Annotated in this window: 18 protein-coding genes; 13 read left to right on the top strand and 5 right to left on the bottom strand. The window is 38.3% G+C overall.

Features of this window, described 5'->3' with window-relative positions; genetic code table 11:
• Positions 1–2: 2 nt before the first annotated feature.
• From DJ533_RS17235 to rplS, 7 genes are all read left to right on the top strand, one after another.
• Positions 3–3938 (top strand): pilus assembly protein, encoded by a 3936-nt coding sequence (locus tag DJ533_RS17235; RefSeq protein WP_065993759.1) that lies wholly within the window; start codon positions 3–5, stop codon positions 3936–3938.
• 1 nt (position 3939) lies between these two features.
• Complete coding sequence (locus DJ533_RS17230) at positions 3940–4452, top strand: type IV pilin protein (RefSeq protein WP_065993758.1); 513 nt, start codon at positions 3940–3942, stop codon at positions 4450–4452.
• Between the two features lie 2 nt (positions 4453–4454).
• On the top strand, positions 4455–4877 hold the full coding sequence (locus tag DJ533_RS17225) for a type IV pilin protein (RefSeq protein ID WP_323809364.1): 423 nt from the start codon (positions 4455–4457) through the stop codon (positions 4875–4877).
• A gap of 146 nt (positions 4878–5023) precedes the next feature.
• The gene (gene rpsP / locus DJ533_RS17220) at positions 5024–5281 is read left to right on the top strand and encodes a 30S ribosomal protein S16 (RefSeq protein WP_065993756.1); all 258 of its coding nucleotides are present in this window, start codon (positions 5024–5026) and stop codon (positions 5279–5281) included.
• A gap of 28 nt (positions 5282–5309) precedes the next feature.
• Complete coding sequence (gene rimM / locus DJ533_RS17215; RefSeq protein WP_065993755.1) at positions 5310–5858, top strand: ribosome maturation factor RimM; 549 nt, start codon at positions 5310–5312, stop codon at positions 5856–5858.
• Between the two features lie 53 nt (positions 5859–5911).
• Positions 5912–6652, top strand: a complete 741-nt coding sequence (trmD, locus tag DJ533_RS17210) for a tRNA (guanosine(37)-N1)-methyltransferase TrmD (protein WP_065993754.1) — start codon at positions 5912–5914, stop codon at positions 6650–6652.
• A gap of 214 nt (positions 6653–6866) precedes the next feature.
• Positions 6867–7238: a 50S ribosomal protein L19 gene (gene rplS / locus DJ533_RS17205; RefSeq protein WP_065993753.1), complete on the top strand. Its 372-nt coding sequence runs from the start codon at positions 6867–6869 to the stop codon at positions 7236–7238.
• 64 nt (positions 7239–7302) lie between these two features.
• Here rplS and DJ533_RS17200 read toward each other — a convergent pair whose 3' ends face one another.
• Both DJ533_RS17200 and DJ533_RS17195 read right to left on the bottom strand, forming a co-directional pair.
• Positions 7303–8271: an esterase/lipase family protein gene (locus DJ533_RS17200; RefSeq protein WP_065993752.1), complete on the bottom strand. Its 969-nt coding sequence runs from the start codon at positions 8269–8271 to the stop codon at positions 7303–7305.
• A gap of 497 nt (positions 8272–8768) precedes the next feature.
• Positions 8769–9803 carry a lipase secretion chaperone gene (locus DJ533_RS17195; RefSeq protein WP_065993751.1) on the bottom strand — a complete coding sequence of 345 codons (1035 nt, stop codon included), beginning with the start codon at positions 9801–9803 and terminating at the stop codon, positions 8769–8771.
• 144 nt (positions 9804–9947) lie between these two features.
• Between DJ533_RS17195 and truB the strand changes: the two genes are divergently transcribed.
• The 3 genes from truB to DJ533_RS17180 all read left to right on the top strand — a co-directional run bounded on the left by truB (position 9948) and on the right by DJ533_RS17180 (position 12251).
• On the top strand, positions 9948–10853 hold the full coding sequence (gene truB, locus DJ533_RS17190) for a tRNA pseudouridine(55) synthase TruB (RefSeq protein WP_065993750.1): 906 nt from the start codon (positions 9948–9950) through the stop codon (positions 10851–10853).
• A gap of 24 nt (positions 10854–10877) precedes the next feature.
• Positions 10878–11645 (top strand): sulfite exporter TauE/SafE family protein, encoded by a 768-nt coding sequence (locus DJ533_RS17185; protein ID WP_065993749.1) that lies wholly within the window; start codon positions 10878–10880, stop codon positions 11643–11645.
• A 144-nt stretch (positions 11646–11789) separates the two neighbouring features.
• Positions 11790–12251 (top strand): hemerythrin domain-containing protein, encoded by a 462-nt coding sequence (locus DJ533_RS17180; RefSeq protein ID WP_065993748.1) that lies wholly within the window; start codon positions 11790–11792, stop codon positions 12249–12251.
• Positions 12252–12298: 47 nt separating this feature from the next.
• Here DJ533_RS17180 and DJ533_RS17175 read toward each other — a convergent pair whose 3' ends face one another.
• Positions 12299–13168 carry an EamA family transporter gene (locus DJ533_RS17175; protein WP_065993747.1) on the bottom strand — a complete coding sequence of 290 codons (870 nt, stop codon included), beginning with the start codon at positions 13166–13168 and terminating at the stop codon, positions 12299–12301.
• Between the two features lie 240 nt (positions 13169–13408).
• Between DJ533_RS17175 and DJ533_RS17170 the strand changes: the two genes are divergently transcribed.
• Together DJ533_RS17170 and DJ533_RS17165 are read left to right on the top strand one after the other, a co-directional pair.
• Positions 13409–14851: a tetratricopeptide repeat protein gene (locus tag DJ533_RS17170; protein ID WP_065993746.1), complete on the top strand. Its 1443-nt coding sequence runs from the start codon at positions 13409–13411 to the stop codon at positions 14849–14851.
• A gap of 15 nt (positions 14852–14866) precedes the next feature.
• Positions 14867–15568, top strand: a complete 702-nt coding sequence (locus tag DJ533_RS17165; RefSeq protein WP_065993745.1) for a metallophosphoesterase — start codon at positions 14867–14869, stop codon at positions 15566–15568.
• Positions 15569–15593: 25 nt separating this feature from the next.
• On the opposite strand, the gene DJ533_RS17160 is transcribed toward DJ533_RS17165, so the two are convergent.
• Both DJ533_RS17160 and serA read right to left on the bottom strand, forming a co-directional pair.
• Complete coding sequence (locus DJ533_RS17160; RefSeq protein WP_065993744.1) at positions 15594–16484, bottom strand: EamA family transporter; 891 nt, start codon at positions 16482–16484, stop codon at positions 15594–15596.
• Positions 16485–16605: 121 nt separating this feature from the next.
• Entirely contained in the window at positions 16606–17838 is a 1233-nt protein-coding gene (gene serA, locus DJ533_RS17155; RefSeq protein ID WP_065993743.1) for a phosphoglycerate dehydrogenase, read from the bottom strand.
• 349 nt (positions 17839–18187) lie between these two features.
• On the opposite strand from serA, the gene DJ533_RS17150 reads away from it, so the two are divergent.
• A complete protein-coding gene (locus DJ533_RS17150) occupies positions 18188–19597 on the top strand; it encodes an FAD-binding oxidoreductase (RefSeq protein ID WP_065993742.1) in 1410 nt (469 codons plus the stop codon).
• The last annotated feature ends 59 nt before the right edge of the window (positions 19598–19656 follow it).

Below are 19656 nucleotides of genomic sequence, written 5' to 3'. Positions count from 1 at the left end.
TCATGAAAAAGTATCAAATGAATAAATCAGACTCAGATGCACTTAAGCAACAAGTGCAGTTAAAAAATGGTGTGAAACAATTTAAAGTCGGTGCAGTGGCTGCCGCAATTACGTCTTTAATTTGTGCAAGTATTCCTAGTTTTGCGGCTGATTTGGAAATCTATGTTCCTGGAAATAGCTCACAGGGAGCAACTACAATTATGTTTTTGCTTGATATTTCGGGTTCTATGGATACACGTTCTATAGAGCAGGACTATGGACGTATATGTAATAGAGATTGGAGGGGGGGGACTACCTTTGAAGGGGATGCTACAAATGGTCAATATTGTGTTGCTTCTGGTAATGAAATAACGGATCAGATAAAGAAAGATTGTGATAAATTTGGAAGTGCATATAAATGTTTTGATCGTATTTCAAGATTAAGACAGGGAATGTTAGCCGTTTTAGAAGGGGACACTGCTAAAGGGGTAAAACGATTAGATGATGATTTAGTTATTGGATTATCTACTTTAGGTGCTTACACAACGACTTATCATGAAACTGGAGCGGTTAAAGTTCCAGCTCGAGCATTGAGCGAAAACGTATCAGGTACTTCAAAAACACAACGTGAAATTCTAATAGAGGAAGTTAAAAAACTTCGTGGTCAAACCAATACACCAACAACACGCTCCTATGCAGAAGTGGTTGCTTATTTGATGGGGAAAACAACACAAATAAGTGGAGGTGAATGGTACTTTGGCGGAACCTATAATTGGAAAGATATTTTTGCAGAGTGCGTCAGTATGGCTGAAACAGGCTCATGCTTGACATGGGGAGGGGTGTATTATGGGAAAGTACCTAGTGGCTTTACTAAAGGAACCGCCAAGACTGTAAATGGTTATTCTGGTAATGTTTATACTACAAATAATGCATTTAGTGGTTTTGGCTACTCTAGTGACCTTACAAAAAATAGTGGTAAAACAGCTTATCTAGCACCAACTACAATTTCAAGACAAATTAGCTATACTGATGATGAGAAAAAATGTAGTGGGCAAGGGGTGTATGTACTGACAGACGGTGTACCAAACTATGGTAATGGTACTTCGGGCCTAATACGTAAAGCATTAGGAAGTAAAGGTGCAGGTTTTGAATGTACTGATAGTGGGGCTGGGTGGAATTGTACTTTAAATCTAGCTTCAGCTCTTCTTGACTCTACTAAGAACCCCGCAAATATAAGTTTTAAAACAGCTGTAGTTGGCTTTGGAAGTGACTTTAATACAATTGCTTCATCAATTCAAACTGAGGCGGGTGTTGATGCGTTGACTGGTATAAGTGATGATATTAAGCAAGCAGCGAAATGGGGTATTCGTGGTCGAGGAGGGTGGTATTCTGGTTCGAATGCCAAAGATGTAGCGGAGAGTATTGCAGATTTTGTTGATAAATCTGGTGGGGAAATTCCAAGCATTAGTACTGGATCATCTACAGTGCCTATGGATGCATTAAATCCTGAAGTTATTCAAAAATATGCTTATTTCCCACAGTTTGAACCAAAAGTTAAGCCAAGTGATAGTACTCAATTATGGTTTGGAAACTTAAAAAAATATTATGTAGTGAATGGTGGTGTTTATGCAGACGAAAATGGAACTGCAAGCCAAACAGTGGTTTTAAAAAGTAAATTACAGAATTTAACAGATCTTTGGGCAAAATCAGGTGTGACTTACCCTGAAAATGCACCTGTGTTTTCGAAAGGAGGCGTACTTAGCCAACTCCTTTTAGGTTTAGTAACAACTACAAATGACAAAAATGAATCGACTACATCCGCTGGACGAAAACTTTTAACTAATTATGTTTATGATGGTTCTAAGGCAGAAGATGAAAAAGTTAGTCAAGATTTTGATCTAAAAAGAATAGATTATACATATACAACAGATACTAAAACAAAAACTGATAATGCAGCTCGTGTTAGAGGGCTAATGACTTTATTGGGCTATAATATCAGCGCAGAAAAAGCAACTGAGGATTTGGATCTTACTAGTGAAACTACAAGTGTTAGGCAAATGGGAAGTGTTTATCACTCATTACCTGTACTTTTAACTCAAGAAGGTAAAGCGGTTGCTACTCAAAATAAAACCACAAAAAAAGTAGAAATTAGTTCAATTGGACGTAAAGACTACGTTATGTTTGGAACAACTCAAGGTTTATTGAGTGTAGTTGATGCGACAACAGGTATTGAAAAGTTCAGCTTTGTTCCTAAAGAAATGATTGAAAACCAAGCTGAAACTTTCCGTGAAAATGCTGGTAATCTCACAGGCGGTAAAGATGCGCTATATTACGGTATAGATGGTGAGTGGGTTGCTCATACAGTGTATGTGACAAAGTCTGATGGAACATTAACTGTTAATGGTACTGTGCGTGATGTTGTCGGTGGTTCAAAAGAAGATGTTGAAAACCTGAAAGGTAAACAATGGGTTTATGGTGGATTACGCATGGGTGGGCGTAGCTATTACTCGATGGATTTAACCCAAATTGATAGGCCTAAATTGAAGTTTCATATTGATCCGACTACAGGCAGAGTTTATTCAAAAGAGAATGAAAGTGGTAAGGCATTTAAAGCCATTGAAAATATGGCACAAAGTTGGTCTAAGCCTAAATTAGATTATGTGAACTGGAAAGGACAACGTAAACTGGTGATGTTTGTTGGTGGCGGTTACGATGCCGGTGGCGATCATGGCGATGGGCTATTTGCCAATAATATTCGTACGGGCTATGCAGGCTATGAACATTACAATTATGTACAAGAGAATAAAAAGGGCTCAGGTGTATACATGTTTGATGCTGATAATGGTGATTTATTGTGGTATGCTGATTCAGCAGATACATCGAGTGATACAGGTGTAGAACATGCATCAAATGCAAATTTAAAATACAGTGTTGCTAGTGATATTAAAACAGTAGATCGTAATAATGATGGTATAGTAGACCATCTCTATTTTGGTGACTTAGCGGGTCAAGCATTTCGAGTTGATTTTAAAAATGACGGGAAAAAAGATGGTTTTGATTCTCAGATAGCCCAAGTTTTAAATTTACAAAATGTTAGTGGTACAGAAACGAAATATGATGGTGTAGCTCCACGTTTTTACATGTCACCTGTTTTTACAGCGCATCATAGTGCAGGTAAAAAAGAAGGTGCAAATATTATTGTGGTGAGTTTTGTGTCTGGAAATAAGAGTTCACCTTTATTGGCTACGGATGTTTCTCCATTAAATACAGGAAAGCGAAATTCAGATGGATTAGTTAGTGATGCTGTTTATGCCATTTATGATTATGACATTCATCCAGATGGAACATTTTATCCGCAAGAACATATTGGGGTTCGTACATTAGCTGAAGATGGAGAAGAAGCTTCTACCAATAAATTAAAATATATTAGTAACAATAATATTGTTCGAAGTGACAGCACAGAAACTCTTGTTTTGGGTGCTGAAGCAAATGCTACATCTGGATGGGGTGGGTGGTATTACCCATTTAAGAAAAAGTTTAATGAAACACTGACTGATAGAGAAGATGCGAGTGCGGGTATTATTAAAGGATTAACTCCGTTAATTGCAATGGAAGGAAACTTATATGTGACTCAGTATGATGCCTCAGAGGATGGAACTTCCTCTGCATGTGGTGCAGGCGTAAAAGGAAATAGCTTTACACAACGTCTTTGTTTGCCAACAGGCGTATGTCCGCAAAATGCTAACTATGTTTACAATTTAGGTGCCGGGATTGTTCACTTAAATGTGGGACCGTATGGGGAAGATGGGGAAAAAACAATTGTAGTCCCAGATCCTGCTGATATTGGTGTTGGCTGTGTTGGTTCTGACTGTCAGTCAGGTTCGAAGTTTATTACTGCTGGCGGAGTAATTCGATTTATTCCAAATCGTTGGTATGAACGTTATGCCAAGGCAGAATAATATGAAAAATGATTCTGTTGTAAAAACTTATCAAATTAGATTCAATCAAGGTTTTACCTTGATTGAACTCATGGTTGTAGTTGTCATTATTTCCATTTTGGCAGCTATTGCGATCCCAAGTTATCAACATTTTGTAAGGCGAGCACATGTTGCCCAAGCACAACAAGAAATGCAGAAAATTGCAGAGCAATTAGAGCGTTATAAGGCTCGGAATTTTAGTTTTAAAGGGTTTAATGCAAGTTATCTATATCCGAGTAACTCTGTATTTGATGTTTTATCACAAACTTTAAATTTAAACTCAAAATATACGATTACTTTAGTGGATAGTATGGATGGAAATTTACTGTTGACGGATAAGTCTTCAAGTGGGCAAGGCTGGTCGATTAAAGCGATTAGCGAAGATACTACTAATTATTCCTTATTATTAACAAGCAGAGGTATGCATTGTAAAAATATAACGCAAGAAAATATTGATTATGACTCTTGCGGGACAGAAGGTTCTGAGGAGTGGTAAAAGTGAAAAAAACAGGATTTACGCTTATAGAGTTGCTGATCGTGGTTGCGATAATAGCAATCTTAGCTGCAATAGCATATCCGTCTTATACAAACTATAAAGTTCGTGTGAATAGAACGGATGCACAAGCTGAAATGATGACTATAGCGCATATGCTAAGTCAATATAAAGTGACAAATGGAAATTATACAAATGCAACTTTAGCACAAATTTATGGTGGATCAGTAACTCCCAGTCATGGGCAGGCTTTGTATGATTTAACTTTGGTTGCTGCTGCATCAACATGGACATTAACAGCTACCCCGAAAACTAGTACAGTGCAATCAGGTAATGGTTCAATTAGTTTAGACAGTCAAGGTCAAAAATGTTGGACCAAAGGCACTTCATGCACTCCAACCGCTACCTCAAACTGGGATGGCAGATAAGTTAAAATTCAAAACTGTGGATAAATATTTTTTTAAATCTTTCATTCGTTGCAAAGATAACGTAAAATACTGCCCTCTATGAAAGGGGTTTGAAATGTTTCGATGGTCGAAGCACAGATAATCCGTAAAAACTATAAGGTTCTATCATGGTTGTTATTCGTCTTACTCGCGGTGGTGCAAAAAAACGTCCGTTCTATCAAATCATTGTAACTGATAGCCGTAATGCACGTGACGGTCGTTTCATCGAACGTATCGGTTTCTTTAACCCTACAGCACAAGGTAAAGCAGAAAAACTTCGTTTAGATGCTGACCGTTTTGCTCACTGGGTTGCACAAGGTGCTCAACCTTCTGAACGTGTTGCTTCTTTAGCTGCGCAAGCGAAGAAAGCTGCAGCTACTGCATAATTTTTAGAAATTAAGTAGTAGATTGCCCATGACACCAACACAGAATGTACCCGAAGATCGTATTCAGATTGGACAGTTGCGTTCAGCATATGGATTAAATGGGTGGCTCTGGGTCTATTCCAATACAGAACCGATGAGCAATATATTTGACTACCTGCCTTGGTATATTGAAACCAAAGCAGGTTGGCAAGTCGCAGATGTAAAACGTTGGAAACCACATGGCAAAGGCTTGGTTGTTGCGCTTAAAGGTGTGATTGATCGCACTGCAGCAGACAATTTAGTTGGTGCTAATATTTGGATTTCAAAATCGCAACTCCCTCAACCTGGTGTGGATGAGTATTACTGGTCTGATCTAAAAGGTTTAACTGTGTTAGGTCTGGATGATGAAGAACAAGAAGTCAATCTCGGTAAAATCCACGAACTGTTTGAAACGGGGGCTAACGATGTGATGGTTGTTCGTGCAACAGCTGAAAGCATTGATGGTGAAGAGCGAATGATTCCATGGCATAAAGATGTGGTACAACGTGTTGATCTAGACGCTGGTCGTATTTACGTGAATTGGGGCGTAGATTATTAATTCTTAAATTTATTTTAAAGAATTAACGCAGCAGGAAAATAGAGGAGTCTGCGATGTTTTTTGCAGTCGTTACGCTTTTTCCTGAAATGTTCGAAGCGATTACAGCCTACGGTATTAGCGGACGTGCAGTAAAGCGTGACATTATACAAGTCCATTGTATTAATCCACGAGAGTTTGCTGAGGGCAACTACAAACGCGTGGACGAACGTCCATTTGGTGGTGGTCCAGGTATGGTGATGATGGCTGAGCCTTTGGCAAAAGCCATTCAACGTGCCAAAACACTTGCAACGCAAGCAGGAGCAGTTCGTGTTCCTGTGGTGTATATGTCACCACAAGGTAAGACTTTAAATGAAAATGCAATACAGCAATTTGTTGATTATGATGGATTGATTGTATTGTGTGGTCGTTATGAAGGGGTGGATGAACGTTTGATCCAGAAATATGTTGATCAGGAATGGTCAATAGGAGATTACGTATTGTCAGGTGGTGAATTGCCTGCGATGGTTTTATTAGACAGTATTATTCGACGTTTGCCGAATACCATGTCTGATGAACAATCTGCGATACAAGATTCTTTTGTGGATGGGCTTTTAGATTGTCCACAATATACCAAACCAGATCATTTTGAAGGTTTGGATGTGCCTGATGTATTAAAGTCGGGACATCATGCAAATATAGAAAAATGGCGGTTTTTGCAGCGTTATCAACGTACACTTGAGCGTCGACCTGAATTGGTTGAGAAAGTTGAGTTGACGAAGCAGCAAAAAAAATGGCTAATCAGCAAGGATAAATAAATTTAAAACCTTGTTTTAAATTTTGATCCAAGCACCAAGTTAGTAACTTCGGTTCTAGCAAGTACTTAAATTTTTTTTAAGTATTCTTTAAATAGGCTCTTTATGCGTTGAAGTGGTCAAACATAAAGGGAAAGATAATCGGGTGTATGCGCTTTAGCCTCTATACCCAGCGGTACTCAGACCTCTTCTGACCCGCACATATTGGAGATACCCCATGAGCGGTAAGCATCCTTTAGTTCAAGCTGTAGAAAATGCACAATTAAAAACTGATATCCCTGCTTTTGCACCAGGTGATACAGTTGTTGTTCAAGTAAAAGTAAAAGAAGGTGAGCGTGAGCGTCTTCAGGCTTTTGAAGGTGTAGTCATTGCGATTAAAAACCGTGGCTTGAACTCTGCATTCACAGTACGTAAAATTTCTAGCGGTGTTGGTGTTGAACGTGTTTTCCAAACACATTCACCAGTTGTTGCTGGTATCGAAGTGAAACGCCGTGGTGCGGTTCGTCGTGCTAAACTTTACTATCTTCGTGAATTATCTGGTAAAGCTGCACGTATTCGTGAAAAATTACCAGCACGTAAAGCGAAATAATTCGTTTTATCGCTGTGAAAAATGCGCCTTTTGGCGCATTTTTTATTTTTAATTATAGATGAAATTATAAACCTTCTAATTTCAAACGGTTGGCATGTTGACGGAACACAGCAACAGGATCTTGAGCATTCCATGCTTTTAAACCAAGTATTTGGTTTACTTCATCAAAGTGGTTCCAGTTGTAGTCGTTACGAATCACCTGACCGTAAATAGAGTTACATACAGGTACTAGACTGTCATTTGGTTGACTTCCTAACATGCCACCAGCTATCACACCAAAAGCAGAGTCGACCACATCGAATACATTGGTGACTTTTTGGTCGCCTGTCCATGAGTAATGATAAATCCCATCGCTTGTAATTTTTTGCCCACTTGAGCAATCTTTTGGAATAGCAGCTGAAGGATGTAAAGCATTAAATTTAGTACGTTCAGCGACTGAAATTGAGCGGAATCCAGCTTTGAAATCATAAGGTAATGAAGGATTGCCTTCGAGTGTACTAATGGTTGGTGATAAAAAGTCAACAACAAAATTCACTAATGTACCAAAGAAATTTCCTGAAACTACGGTATCTGCAAGTGGTGAACCTTTCATTACACCTGCAATTGCTGTTGCAGAAGCAACTTTCTGAGGCGCAACGATTTCAACATATTGAACAGTAGGACCCCCATGGCTGTGACCAATTAAGTTCACTTTAGGTTTTCCAGTTAGTGCGATAACTTCGTCTACTTGTTGTAAAAGCTGCTCACCACGAACTTCAGTAGAGTTAAATGGAGAAACTTGGGTAGCAAATACTGTTGCACCATTACGAGCAAGATCGGGCGTAATTTGATACCAGTAATCCAATCCAAACGAAGCCGATCCTAAGCGTGTAAATCCCATCATCCCATGACCGAGAACAATCGGATATTTGGTTTTTGCATAATCTGACATAACATAAGTCGGCTTAGTTTGTACAAGACCAGAGGCGTGAGTCATAGTACCGAGGGATAGGGTGCTCCCCACTAAGCAACTTAATAATATTTTTGTTTTCATCATTTTATCCTTAAAATATGACAATTTATATTGTCAGAACACATACTAAATTAAAGTAAGATAAAGCAAATAAGAAAACGATAAGAATTTAAACAAAATGTAATAAAATGTAAAAAATCTTAGCTCTATCTCATGTTTGTTGATGTAATGAAAAATAAGTATAAACCTTGTATTTTCAATCCCTTGGAATACCTTGAAAAGTTTGCACTAGTTTTTTGGAAAAACCATCACGCCATTCAAGAACTTGTTTAACTTTATAAAAATGATTTTAAGCATAATTATAATGAATCACTTTCCAAGCTTTACACTACACGGTGAAACGCAACCATCATTTGCATCATGAATGAGCGAACTTATGGCTGCCTCTATCAATATAAAGAGATGTATTTTCAACTCCTCCATAAATAAATCCAGATCAATTTTATTTTCTTAAGTTGATCTATTGATACAATCACTGGCTAAGCTTTAGCTTTGATTTTGAGTCCAAATGAGATTATCTAGTCTGAAAAAGGTAATTTCCCTCCTTGGTCATGTACAGATTCAAAAGTTTGTAAACGTGTTTGTTCTTGTGGGTTATTAAATTGTTGACTACGTAACTGATTTACAGCACTTTGTTTGGCTGAATCACTCATTGAGCTTTTCATAATACTTTCACGTTCTGTAAGGTACTGGTTAACACGGTGTTTCCATTCCGCTCTTTGTGTATCCAGTGTTTCAAGACGTTGTGTTGCTGCCGCACCAACAAGGTTGGTTCGCATTTGATGGATTTCTTCTGCTGTTCCATTTCGTGATTTAATTTCGGCTGTCAGTTTGCGTAAATCTTCGAGTTGATTAAGTTGTTTTAAATTTTCTTGCCAATCCTCTGGAAGCTGACTGAATAAGTTTTTCAATTTCTCAGCTTTTTCTGTTGGAGAGAGATTTTTATTGTCTAAAATTTCCATACGATCAACTGTATATTGATCATAAGTATTTTGTGTGCCAAATAAGCCTTGTATTTCATAATCAGAAAAGAATTTTTTTCTTAAATTTTGGATGTTTTTTAAGATTTCACGATAATATTTTGCATCTTCTTTTGATGTGGTTGGCGGTGGTAGCTGACCTAATTGCTCACGATATTGCATATAACGTGACCATAGGTCTGATAGTTGTGAGAGTACAGGTTCTTTATAACTGATTTTGATATACGCAAGAAAATCTGTTTTGATCTGCTCAAACGTTTTTTCACCGTATTGGGTAATAAAATACTCAAAGCAATCTTTAGTTTGTTCATTTACGATGAGACGATTGGCACCATCAACGCGGATTTGACAGTTAATCTGAGTATCTTGTTGGCTGGCACTAGAGAAAGATTGACTATGTTTCTCAGAAATTTGGGATTTAGCATATTGTGATTGATCAGGTAGATCTAGCTTAGATTGTTGATGATTTTGTGGTTGATTCAGTAGGGTGTTTTGTGGTTTCAACCAAATCATGATACCGATCACAAGAATAAGAATTAAAGTAAAAATAATTCCTAACTTAACTTTAGACATGTATTTATCATCCTGATATTTTTTATGCTATTTTTTATCCAAAAAATAATCTGACATAAAAATATATTTTGCACAGGTGAATTTTGTAAAAACAGATAAATGGATTTGTTAGAATAACCCTAAATTACTGTGATTGTATGCAATATGTCTGCAAAATCTTCAAAAATTCAGCGTCGTCATATTAGTGGCGTTTTTTTATTAAATAAGCCTTTAGGCATCAGTTCAAATGCTGCTTTGCAACGTGTGCGCTGGCTATTTCGTGCTGAAAAAGGAGGGCATACGGGTGCATTAGACCCACTTGCTTCAGGACTATTGCCGATTTGTTTAGGTGAGGCGACTAAGTTTTCCCATTTTTTGCTTGATTCAACTAAGCGTTATTACACTACGATCCAGTTGGGGAATAGCACCACAACCGGTGATGTGGAAGGCGAAGTATTACTTGAGCAAGCTGTACCTGAGTTGACTGAAGACAAAATTCAAGCTGTTTTGAAGCAGTTTTTAGGTAACATTCAACAAATCCCTCCGATGTATTCAGCGTTGAAAAAAGAAGGTCGAGCTTTATATGAGTTGGCACGTAAGGGAATCGAGATTGAACGTGAAGCGCGTCCTATTCATATTGAAAATATTCAACTTTTGGCTTTTACTGCAAACTCGATCACTTTAGATGTGACGTGCTCAAAAGGGACTTATATTCGTGTTTTAGGTGAAGATATTGCCAAAGCCTTAGGTACTTTCGGGCATTTAATCTATTTACATCGTATTCAAACAGGACAATTTACCTTAAATCCAGAATTTACCATTGAATATCTCGAAAGCTTAACCGAGCAACAGCGTGAAGCATTGTTGTTACCTGTTTACGCACCGATTGCGCATTTTCCAAAAGTACAAGTGCCTGAAGGACGAGCAGCGTATTTTAGTCGAGGTATGGAAAGTAATATTGAACATGTTGCCGCAGTGCAAGTGGTCGTTTTTGATGGTGAAAAATGTCTAGGTTTAGCGGAAATTACTGAAAAGAAACGTCTGGTACCCAAACGAGTTTTAAATTTGTAGCACACAACAGGTAAAGGAAAGTTCATGGAACTTGATCTTATACTCAGTTTGGTATTTTTTGCATTTTGTGCAGGTGCAATCGATGCGGCTGTAGGCAGTGGTGGTTTAATTCAGATTCCTGCATTGATGGGGGCTTTACCGCATTCAGCAACGGCAACAATCTTTGGTACAAATAAGCTGGCTTCCATTTGTGGTACAGCTTCTGCTGCATTTTCTTATTTGCGTCAAGTAAAAATCCAATGGAAGCTTTTGGCGGTGATTGCGATCACGGCATTTATCAGCTCTTTTGCTGGGGCAGCGTGTGTATCTTTGATTCCACAAGCAATTTTACGTCCTTTTGTGCTGTTTATGCTGATCGTGATTGCGATCTATACTTTTGTGAAAAAGCAATTTGGACAGCAGCATCGTCATCAAGAAATTAATCGAAAAGTCTTAATCTTGGCAGGTGTCGGTGGCTTGCTGATCGGCTTTTATGATGGAATTTTTGGTCCTGGTACGGGCAGTTTTTTTATTTTCTATTTTATTCGTTATTTAAAGGTTGATTTTTTGCATGCTTCAGCTTTATCGAAAATTGGTAATTTTATGACCAATTTTGCGGCACTGAGTTTTTTTATTCCAACAGGACATGTATTGTTTCAGTTGGGTTTGATGATGGCAGTTGCCAATGTCTGTGGCTCATTGGTTGGTGTAAAAATGGCTTTAAAATATGGCAGTGGGTTTATTCGTATTTTGTTTTTGATTTTAGTTAGTATTTTGATTTGTCGTTTGGCTTATCAAACTTTCTGGATGTAACTCATTCTCAATACCAAAGCTTTTTATACAAATGATTGCAAGCGCTGACAATATCTGTGCTTTTTATTTTCTATGATGAATAACGTTCGATCTGAAACTGATCAAGAAAATTATTGAAAACTTCATAAAAAGTAGAGGTCACACATGCAAAATATATTTGAAGCATTAAGGGAAAGTCATGACATTCAACGAGAATTATCTGAAAAATTATTGCAAACCTCAGGAGATACGCCTGAACGTCGAGAGTTATTTGAATTATTAAAAAATGAGTTGTTCGCTCATGCGGTGGGCGAAGATCGTTATTTTTATATTCCTTTAATGATGACCGATTCAGGTTTAAATATTACCCGTCATGCTTTGTCTGAGCATCATAAGATGGATGAGCTTTTGGAACAACTTACTGAAACTGAGTTTAGTAATCCAGGCTGGTTGGCAATTGCGAAAAAACTATCTGAAACGGTGCATCATCATTTACAAGAAGAAGAGCATGGTTTCTTTCAACAAGCAGGAAAGATTTTAGATGAAAAGCAAAAACAAAGTTTAGCCAAACAATATCTTGCTGAATATAAAAAATATAAAGCCAAAGAAAAAGACAGTTTGACTTAAAAGATCAATTGGGCTGAGGATTTCAGCCCATTTTTAATTTTATTAGATTAATGTTCAAGCGTTTGCGTTTTAGGTTTAAATGTTACGCCAATTGAAGCCACCATGATGCACACTAAAGCGATACTTTGCCAAATCGTAATATGTTCTTTCAGCAAAACCATGCCTGCAATCGCAGCTAAAGCAGGAGAAAGGCTAGACAGTGTGCCATAACTGAGTTTGCTTAAAGTTTTAAGCGCCATCAAGTCCAATGCATAAGGAATAGCGGTAGCTAAAAGCGCAATGATCAATGCCTGTCCCCAGTATTGGGTTTGCATTAAAGCACTCGGATTATGGACTGCGCTGATTGGTAACATCACCAATGCAGACAAGGCAATCGCAATGGTCAGTGCATGCATCCCAATATTTTGCCGTACGACTTTTTGTCCAAAATAAATATAAAAAGCCCAAAATACACCCGCACTCAATGCAAATGCTGCACCGAGATAAGAAAAGTTATGTTGCTGTGCATCTTGCCACGGTACCATTAAAGCAATGCCAATAATTGCAAGACAAACCCAAATATAATCTATCTTACGGCGAATCGAGAGCAATGCTAAAGTGAGCGGTCCTAAAAACTCTAAACCGACCGCAATACCTTGTGGTAGTTTGCCGAGTGAGGCATAAAACAACACATTCATCAAACAGACTGAGGCACTATAAAATAGCAAATCTTTCCATTTTAAATGAGGTAAACGTTTGATGATTTTCCAAGAGCGAAACATTACAAAAACTAAAATAGCAGCGAAACATAACCGTAAGGTAACGACAGTTAAAGGGTCTAAGACTTGAAATAATTGTTTCGCAAAAGATGCACTGATCTGATATGCCACCATTGACATAATCATATAAAAAACAGCGAGCAGTTGAGAGTTTTGCATAGCTCTGAAAAAAGTAAATATCACAACATTCTAGCATTTTATTATTTCAAAAAGGTGAGATTCTCATTAAGATATATCTGATCTGAGGTTGAATGATTGTTTAAAATATTCAACGAATTAGAGTTCTTTTATCAATGCTCATATTTTTTATTTTAAATTTTTAAATTAAAAAGAGTGAAATAGCGAAAAGAATAAAACAATCAAATCGCTAAATTGTGATGCGATACAATGGGTAATTAAATGTCAGACATTAAAATAGACAACCAATCATCTTTACAATCGAAAAATACGGTTGTTGATGGGGATGATCATGCTGCAAACTATCAGCATGTTTTAGAATTAGAAAAAATTGGTTTTGCACAAAGCAACCAAGATGCACAGCACCGTGTTGATCTTTTGGTGAATGCATCAAATAACAGCTTTGCAGCAGCCAGTACACGATTGGGACAATGGCATCTAATCGGGCATTATTTACCACAAGATATTGGATCCTCAATTTTATTTTTTCAACATGCCGCACAATTAGGCGATGCGTTGGCGATGGTGGAATTGGCACATATTGGACTGCAATCTTTAAGTCCAAATGTCAGTGCCGAGCAAGGCTTGGAATATTTAAAACAAGCAGTGGATTTAAATCATCCTGAAGCAATCTATGCCTCTGCTTTACATATTTTAGAAAATAATGCGGATGCTGCTTTAAATTTATTGATTCATAATTATCAACACAATCAACATGAGCTGAGTTTAAAAGCCTGTATTGAAAATTCTGTTTTTGATCAAAATATAGTAATTGAAAAATTAGAAGATTTGGCACAAAACGACAGCTTTGCCAGTGCGCTATTAGCCTTTCAATATTTCAAACAAGGCAATGATAAAAAAGCCTTTAAGTATGCACAAAAGGCACAAGAGCAAAATGATGCTTATGGGTGCTATGTACGTGCATTAATCGAGGAAAAAGATCCAAAAGGCGATCCAAATGTTGCGTATGAGTTTTTAATGAAAGCTGCACAATTAGGGCATATTGAAGCATCGTATTGGGTTGGGATTCAAAATTTAGCTAAAGCTGATGGGGTACGAGATGAAGCAGAGAAAATACAGCTAAATAAACAAGCGTGCCAGTTCTTACAGTTCGCCGCATTGCATGGACATAGTGCTGCAAAATTTTCTTATGGGCAATGTTTGCGTATGGGGATCGGTGCAGAAAAAAATCCTGAATATGGCATACAGTGGTTGGGGCAGGCTGCACAGCAAGGCAATGCAGATGCACAATTTGAACTGGCGATGCTATTAAATCTTGATGATCCTCGTCATCTCCCTTTGCTTACTGCTGCTGCAAAAAATGCACATGTCCAAGCAATGTTATGTATGGCAATCCATGAACAGCGTCAGCAGCAATTTGTGCAAGCGATTCAATGGTTAGATTTGGCACAGCAAGCAAACTCAGCACGGGCTTCTTATTTGTTGGCACAAATGTATCGTGAAGGGCAAGGAGTAGAGTCTGACCTTAAATATACCGTAGAATTATTGGTTAAAGCTGCGGATGGTGGCGATGTGGATGCATATTTTGAACTTTATCAAGCCTATTCACAAGGTTTAGGCATTCGGAAAAACAAGAAAAATGCCGAAAAATATTTGACTTTGGCACAGCAAAATCAACATATTCAAGCCTGTGCAATAGCATGATAACAGAGGAAAAGCATGCAGTTTAATAACCCGATTGAATATTATCATCACACGCAGGGACGATTGTTTGTGGTGGGTGATCTGCATGGTTGTTATAGCGAATTAATGCAAGCACTCGACAAACTTCAATTTGATTTTCAACAGGATCTATTGGTTTGTGTGGGAGATTTGGTAGATCGAGGTACTGACAGTCTAAAATGCCTAAATTTGGTTCATGAACCATGGTTTAAAAGCGTTATCGGCAATCATGAAGAAATGTGTTTGTATTCTGCGATTGATCCGATCATGGCACGTTTACATGCACAACATGGTGGGGAGTGGTTTTATGCCTTACCAGAAGTCGATAAAAATCGAGTGGTTGAGCTCTGCCAAAAAATGCCAATTATTTTAGAAGTTGAATATCTCGGGCAAAAGTACGGCTTTGTACATGGTGATATTGAACAAAATGATTGGGCTGTTTTAAAAGCCAATATTCATCAGGAAAAATACCGTGAAATCGCACTTTGGGGGCGTTCTCGTGTGCGAAATGCTACCAAGAAAAATTTTCAAAGTATTCAAGGGATTGATCTTGTTTTTCTTGGGCATACGGTGGTCGATCTGGTGACCAAACGCCACAATTGTTATTTTATTGACACAGGTGCTGTATTTGATATGCGTTTAACCGTATTGCAAATCCATCCTGATTTACCGATCGAAAAACAAGTGATTGTGGTTTAGATCTGCATTTTCATCACATTTCACATTACTTTTTCAATTTTTCTTCAACGGCTCTTTTGGCTTGTTGCGTGGTATAAGTACAGCCGATAGATGCTGCAATAATCACGACCAATGCTAACCATTGTGTCCATAATAATTGCTCATGTAAGAATACAAAGCCTGAAAGTGCGGCAATCGCAGGTTCTAAACTGGTCAATGTGCCAAAAGCAAAAGGGGATAATGTACGCAAGGCAACCATTTCCAAGCTAAAAGGTAAAGCACTGGCAAGAATCGCCAAAGCCATCAGTAACATTAAGTTATCAGCATGGAAAGTAGATAATGGCATACCTGCAAAAATCGCAATTGGCATTAGACAGAGCATGCCAATAAACATGCCTAAACAGACAGTATGATTGCCTGAAATACCTGATGGTTTTTGCCCGAAAATGATGTACATTGCCCAACATGCGCCTGCACCCAAAGCGAAAGCAATTCCAATCGGGTCTAAGCTTTGCTGACTTTGATCAAAAGGAAACAGTAAAACTAAACCTAAGATTGCCAGTCCAATCCAGATAAAATCAAACTTTTGACGGGCATAAAACAGTGCCACACTGAGTGGACCAATAAACTCAAAAGAAACAGCAATCCCTAAAGGCAAACGGTCAATGGATAAATAGAACAGCGCATTCATTCCTGCCAAAGCGATACCATAGCGAATGATGGCTGACCAATTGATCTGTTTAAAATCGATCTGCCAAATTTTAAAAATCAATGCCAAAATCGCAGAACCCAACAGTAGACGCATAGCGGAAACCGTCAGAATCGGGAACTGATCAAATAATATTTTGGCAAGTGAACCACTACTTTGCATACTGATCATGGCAATAAATAATAAAATCAGTGCGTGTAGATGAGGCGTATTTTTTAAGTTTGACATTGAACAGACTAAACGTATATCCGTGATTCAGCTTTTATCAATGATTTGATTGAAACCGTATAAAATGAAATGCATAAAAAAACCACAGCCCGAAAGCTGTGGTTTTAGAATACGCTAAAAATTAGAACAATACACGTACACGAATTGTGCCTTCAACTTCATGCAAAGTATCAAGTGCTTCTTTTGATGCAGTTGCATCCACATCCATAACCAAATAGCCAACATCACCTTTGGTCATTAAAGATTGACCAGAGATATTGATGCCGTGTTCAGCAAATAAGTTATTGATTTTAGAAAGAACGCCTGGTACGTTTTTATGAATGTGCAGTAAACGGTGTTTACCTTCAGTCAATGGTAACGCAATTTCAGGGAAGTTCACTGCAGATAAAGTCATGCCTTTGTCTGAGTATGCGATAAATTTATCAGCAACCTCTAAGCCAATGTTGGCTTGCGCTTCCATGGTTGAACCACCGACGTGTGGTGTTAAAATCACGTTCGGAATGTTGCGTAGTGCAGAAACGAATTCTTCACCGTTCGCTTTAGGTTCTTTCGGGAATACGTCAACTGCAGCACCTGCAAGATGACCTGATTTTAATGCATCAGCAAGGTCTTCGATCACCACACATGTACCACGTGCAGCATTGATGAAGATCGAACCTTCTTTCATTTGTGCAAACTGTTCTTTACCCATGAAGTTACGTGTAGAAGGAACATCAGGTACATGGATAGATACCACATCAGCGTTGGCAAGAAGCTCAGCCATAGAACCGACTTGACGTGCATTACCTAATGGTAATTTCGTTACTGCATCATAATAAATCACGTGCATCCCCATGCTTTCTGCAAGTACAGAAAGTTGAGAACCAATTGAGCCGTAACCCACGATACCTAAAGTTTTGCCACGTGTTTCAAATGAACCTACTGCTGATTTATTCCAACCGCCTGCATGTGTATCTGTAGATTTTTCAGGCACACGACGCAAAAGAAGAATAGCTTCAGCAAGTACAAGCTCAGCAACTGAACGTGTATTTGAATATGGCGCATTAAATACTGGAATACCACGAACCATCGCAGCATTTAAGTTCACTTGGTTTGTACCAATACAGAAACAACCGACAGCAATCAGTTTATTCGCCGCTTCAAAAACTTCTTCAGTCAGTTGAGTACGCGAACGAATCCCAATAAAGTGTGCATCTTTGATCGCTTCTTTCAACGCTTCACCCTCAAGCGCAGTTTTACGATAGTCGATGTTGGTGTATCCGGCAGCATTTAGTGTGTCGATTGCGTTTTGATGAACGCCTTCTAACAACAAGAAACGAATTTTATCTTTAGGCAGTGAAAGATGTTGGCTCATTACGGCTCCGCTACAAAGGCCAAATTTAGTGGCGATATAATAGCATAGGACGAGAGGCGATATACATTTCCTTTATGACCATGATGATAGGTATTTTGGCGAAATATGAGTCATAACTTGTCGTTAATGGTCTATTTAACTGTGTAATTTGCAAAGAAAGCTGATCAAAACGCTATTTTCTACAGGTTTTTAGAAAAAATGGCTTATAATAATGACGCGTGAAAATAGCCTGTCCTTACGGTGCTGCTTTTATATTCACCCTTGTCTAAGATTTATTCTATTTGTTCACTATAGATAGAATTATTTCTAAGCACTTTCTACTTGTTTACTTCTGCTAGGTCTGCAAACGATGAACGCTCCAGTCGCTTTAACACCTGAGTTATTGACCCAATTAACTGCAATTGTTGGTGAAAACCGCATTAAAACAGATGCAGACAGCCTCGAAAATTGGGGACGTGATCACACCAAACATTTTGATCCAAATCCATCGGTCATCGTTTTTCCATCCAGCACAGAACAAGTTCAAGCGATCGTAAAACTTGCTAACCAATTTAATGTAGCAATCACGCCATCAGGTGGTCGTACAGGCTTGTCAGCAGGTGCAGTTGCAGCCCATGGCGAAATTGTCATTAGCTTCGACAAGATGAACCAAATTTTGGAATTCTTCCCTGCCGATCGTATGGTGCGTGTACAAGCAGGTGTAGTGACTGAACAATTACAAAATTATGCTGAAGAACAAGGCATGTATTATCCAGTCGATTTTGCATCGTCTGGTTCTTCACAAATTGGCGGAAATATTGGTACCAATGCAGGTGGTATCAAAGTCATCAAATACGGCATGACACGTAACTGGGTGTTGGGCTTGACCGTAGTGACAGGTAAAGGTGACATCATTCGCTTAAACAAAGGCATGATCAAAAATGCGACTGGTTATGCGATGCAACATTTATTTATCGGTGCAGAAGGGACTTTAGGCTTAGTCACTGAAGCAGAAATTAAACTGGAACGTCAACCGCATGATTTGCAAGTATTGGTATTGGGTGTGCCTGACTTTGATGCGATCATGCCAGTACTTCACGCCTTCCAAAAGAAAATTGATCTGACTGCATTTGAGTTCTTTGGTGAATTGGCAATGCAAAAAGTGTTGGATCGTGGTCATGTACAGCGTCCATTTGAAACAGAGTGTCCATTCTATGTTTTGCTTGAGTTTGAAGCACCGTATGAGCCGATCATGGATGCTGCGATGGAAATCTTTGAACATTGCATGGAGCAAGGTTGGGTACTTGATGGTGTCATGAGCCAAAGTCTTGAGCAAGTTCAAAGTTTATGGCGTTTACGTGAAGATATTTCTGAAACGATTGCACCATTTACACCATATAAAAATGACATTTCTGTGCTGATCACACATGTTCCTGCATTTATTAAAGAAATTGATGCAATTGTGGCATCAAATTATCCTGACTTTGAAATCTGTTGGTTCGGTCATATCGGTGATGGTAATTTGCACTTAAATATTCTAAAACCTGCAGATTTATCGAAAGATGAGTTCTTCGCTAAATGTCAGGTGGTGAATAAGTATGTGTTTGAAACTGTGAAAAAATATGATGGTTCAATCTCTGCGGAACATGGCGTAGGCATGACCAAAAAACCATATTTGGACTACACACGTACTGCGGAAGAAATCGAATATATGAAAGCGCTTAAAAAAGTATTCGATCCAAATGGTATCATGAACCCAGGTAAATTATTTGATCTTTAATATTTTAAAGTGAAATTTTAAACGCTCTTTCGGGAGCGTTTTTATATTTAAGTATTTAA

The sequence above is a fragment of the Acinetobacter defluvii genome, from assembly GCF_001704615.3.
Classification (GTDB): domain Bacteria; phylum Pseudomonadota; class Gammaproteobacteria; order Pseudomonadales; family Moraxellaceae; genus Acinetobacter; species Acinetobacter defluvii.
This window is presented reverse-complemented; position numbering and strand designations above follow the sequence as displayed.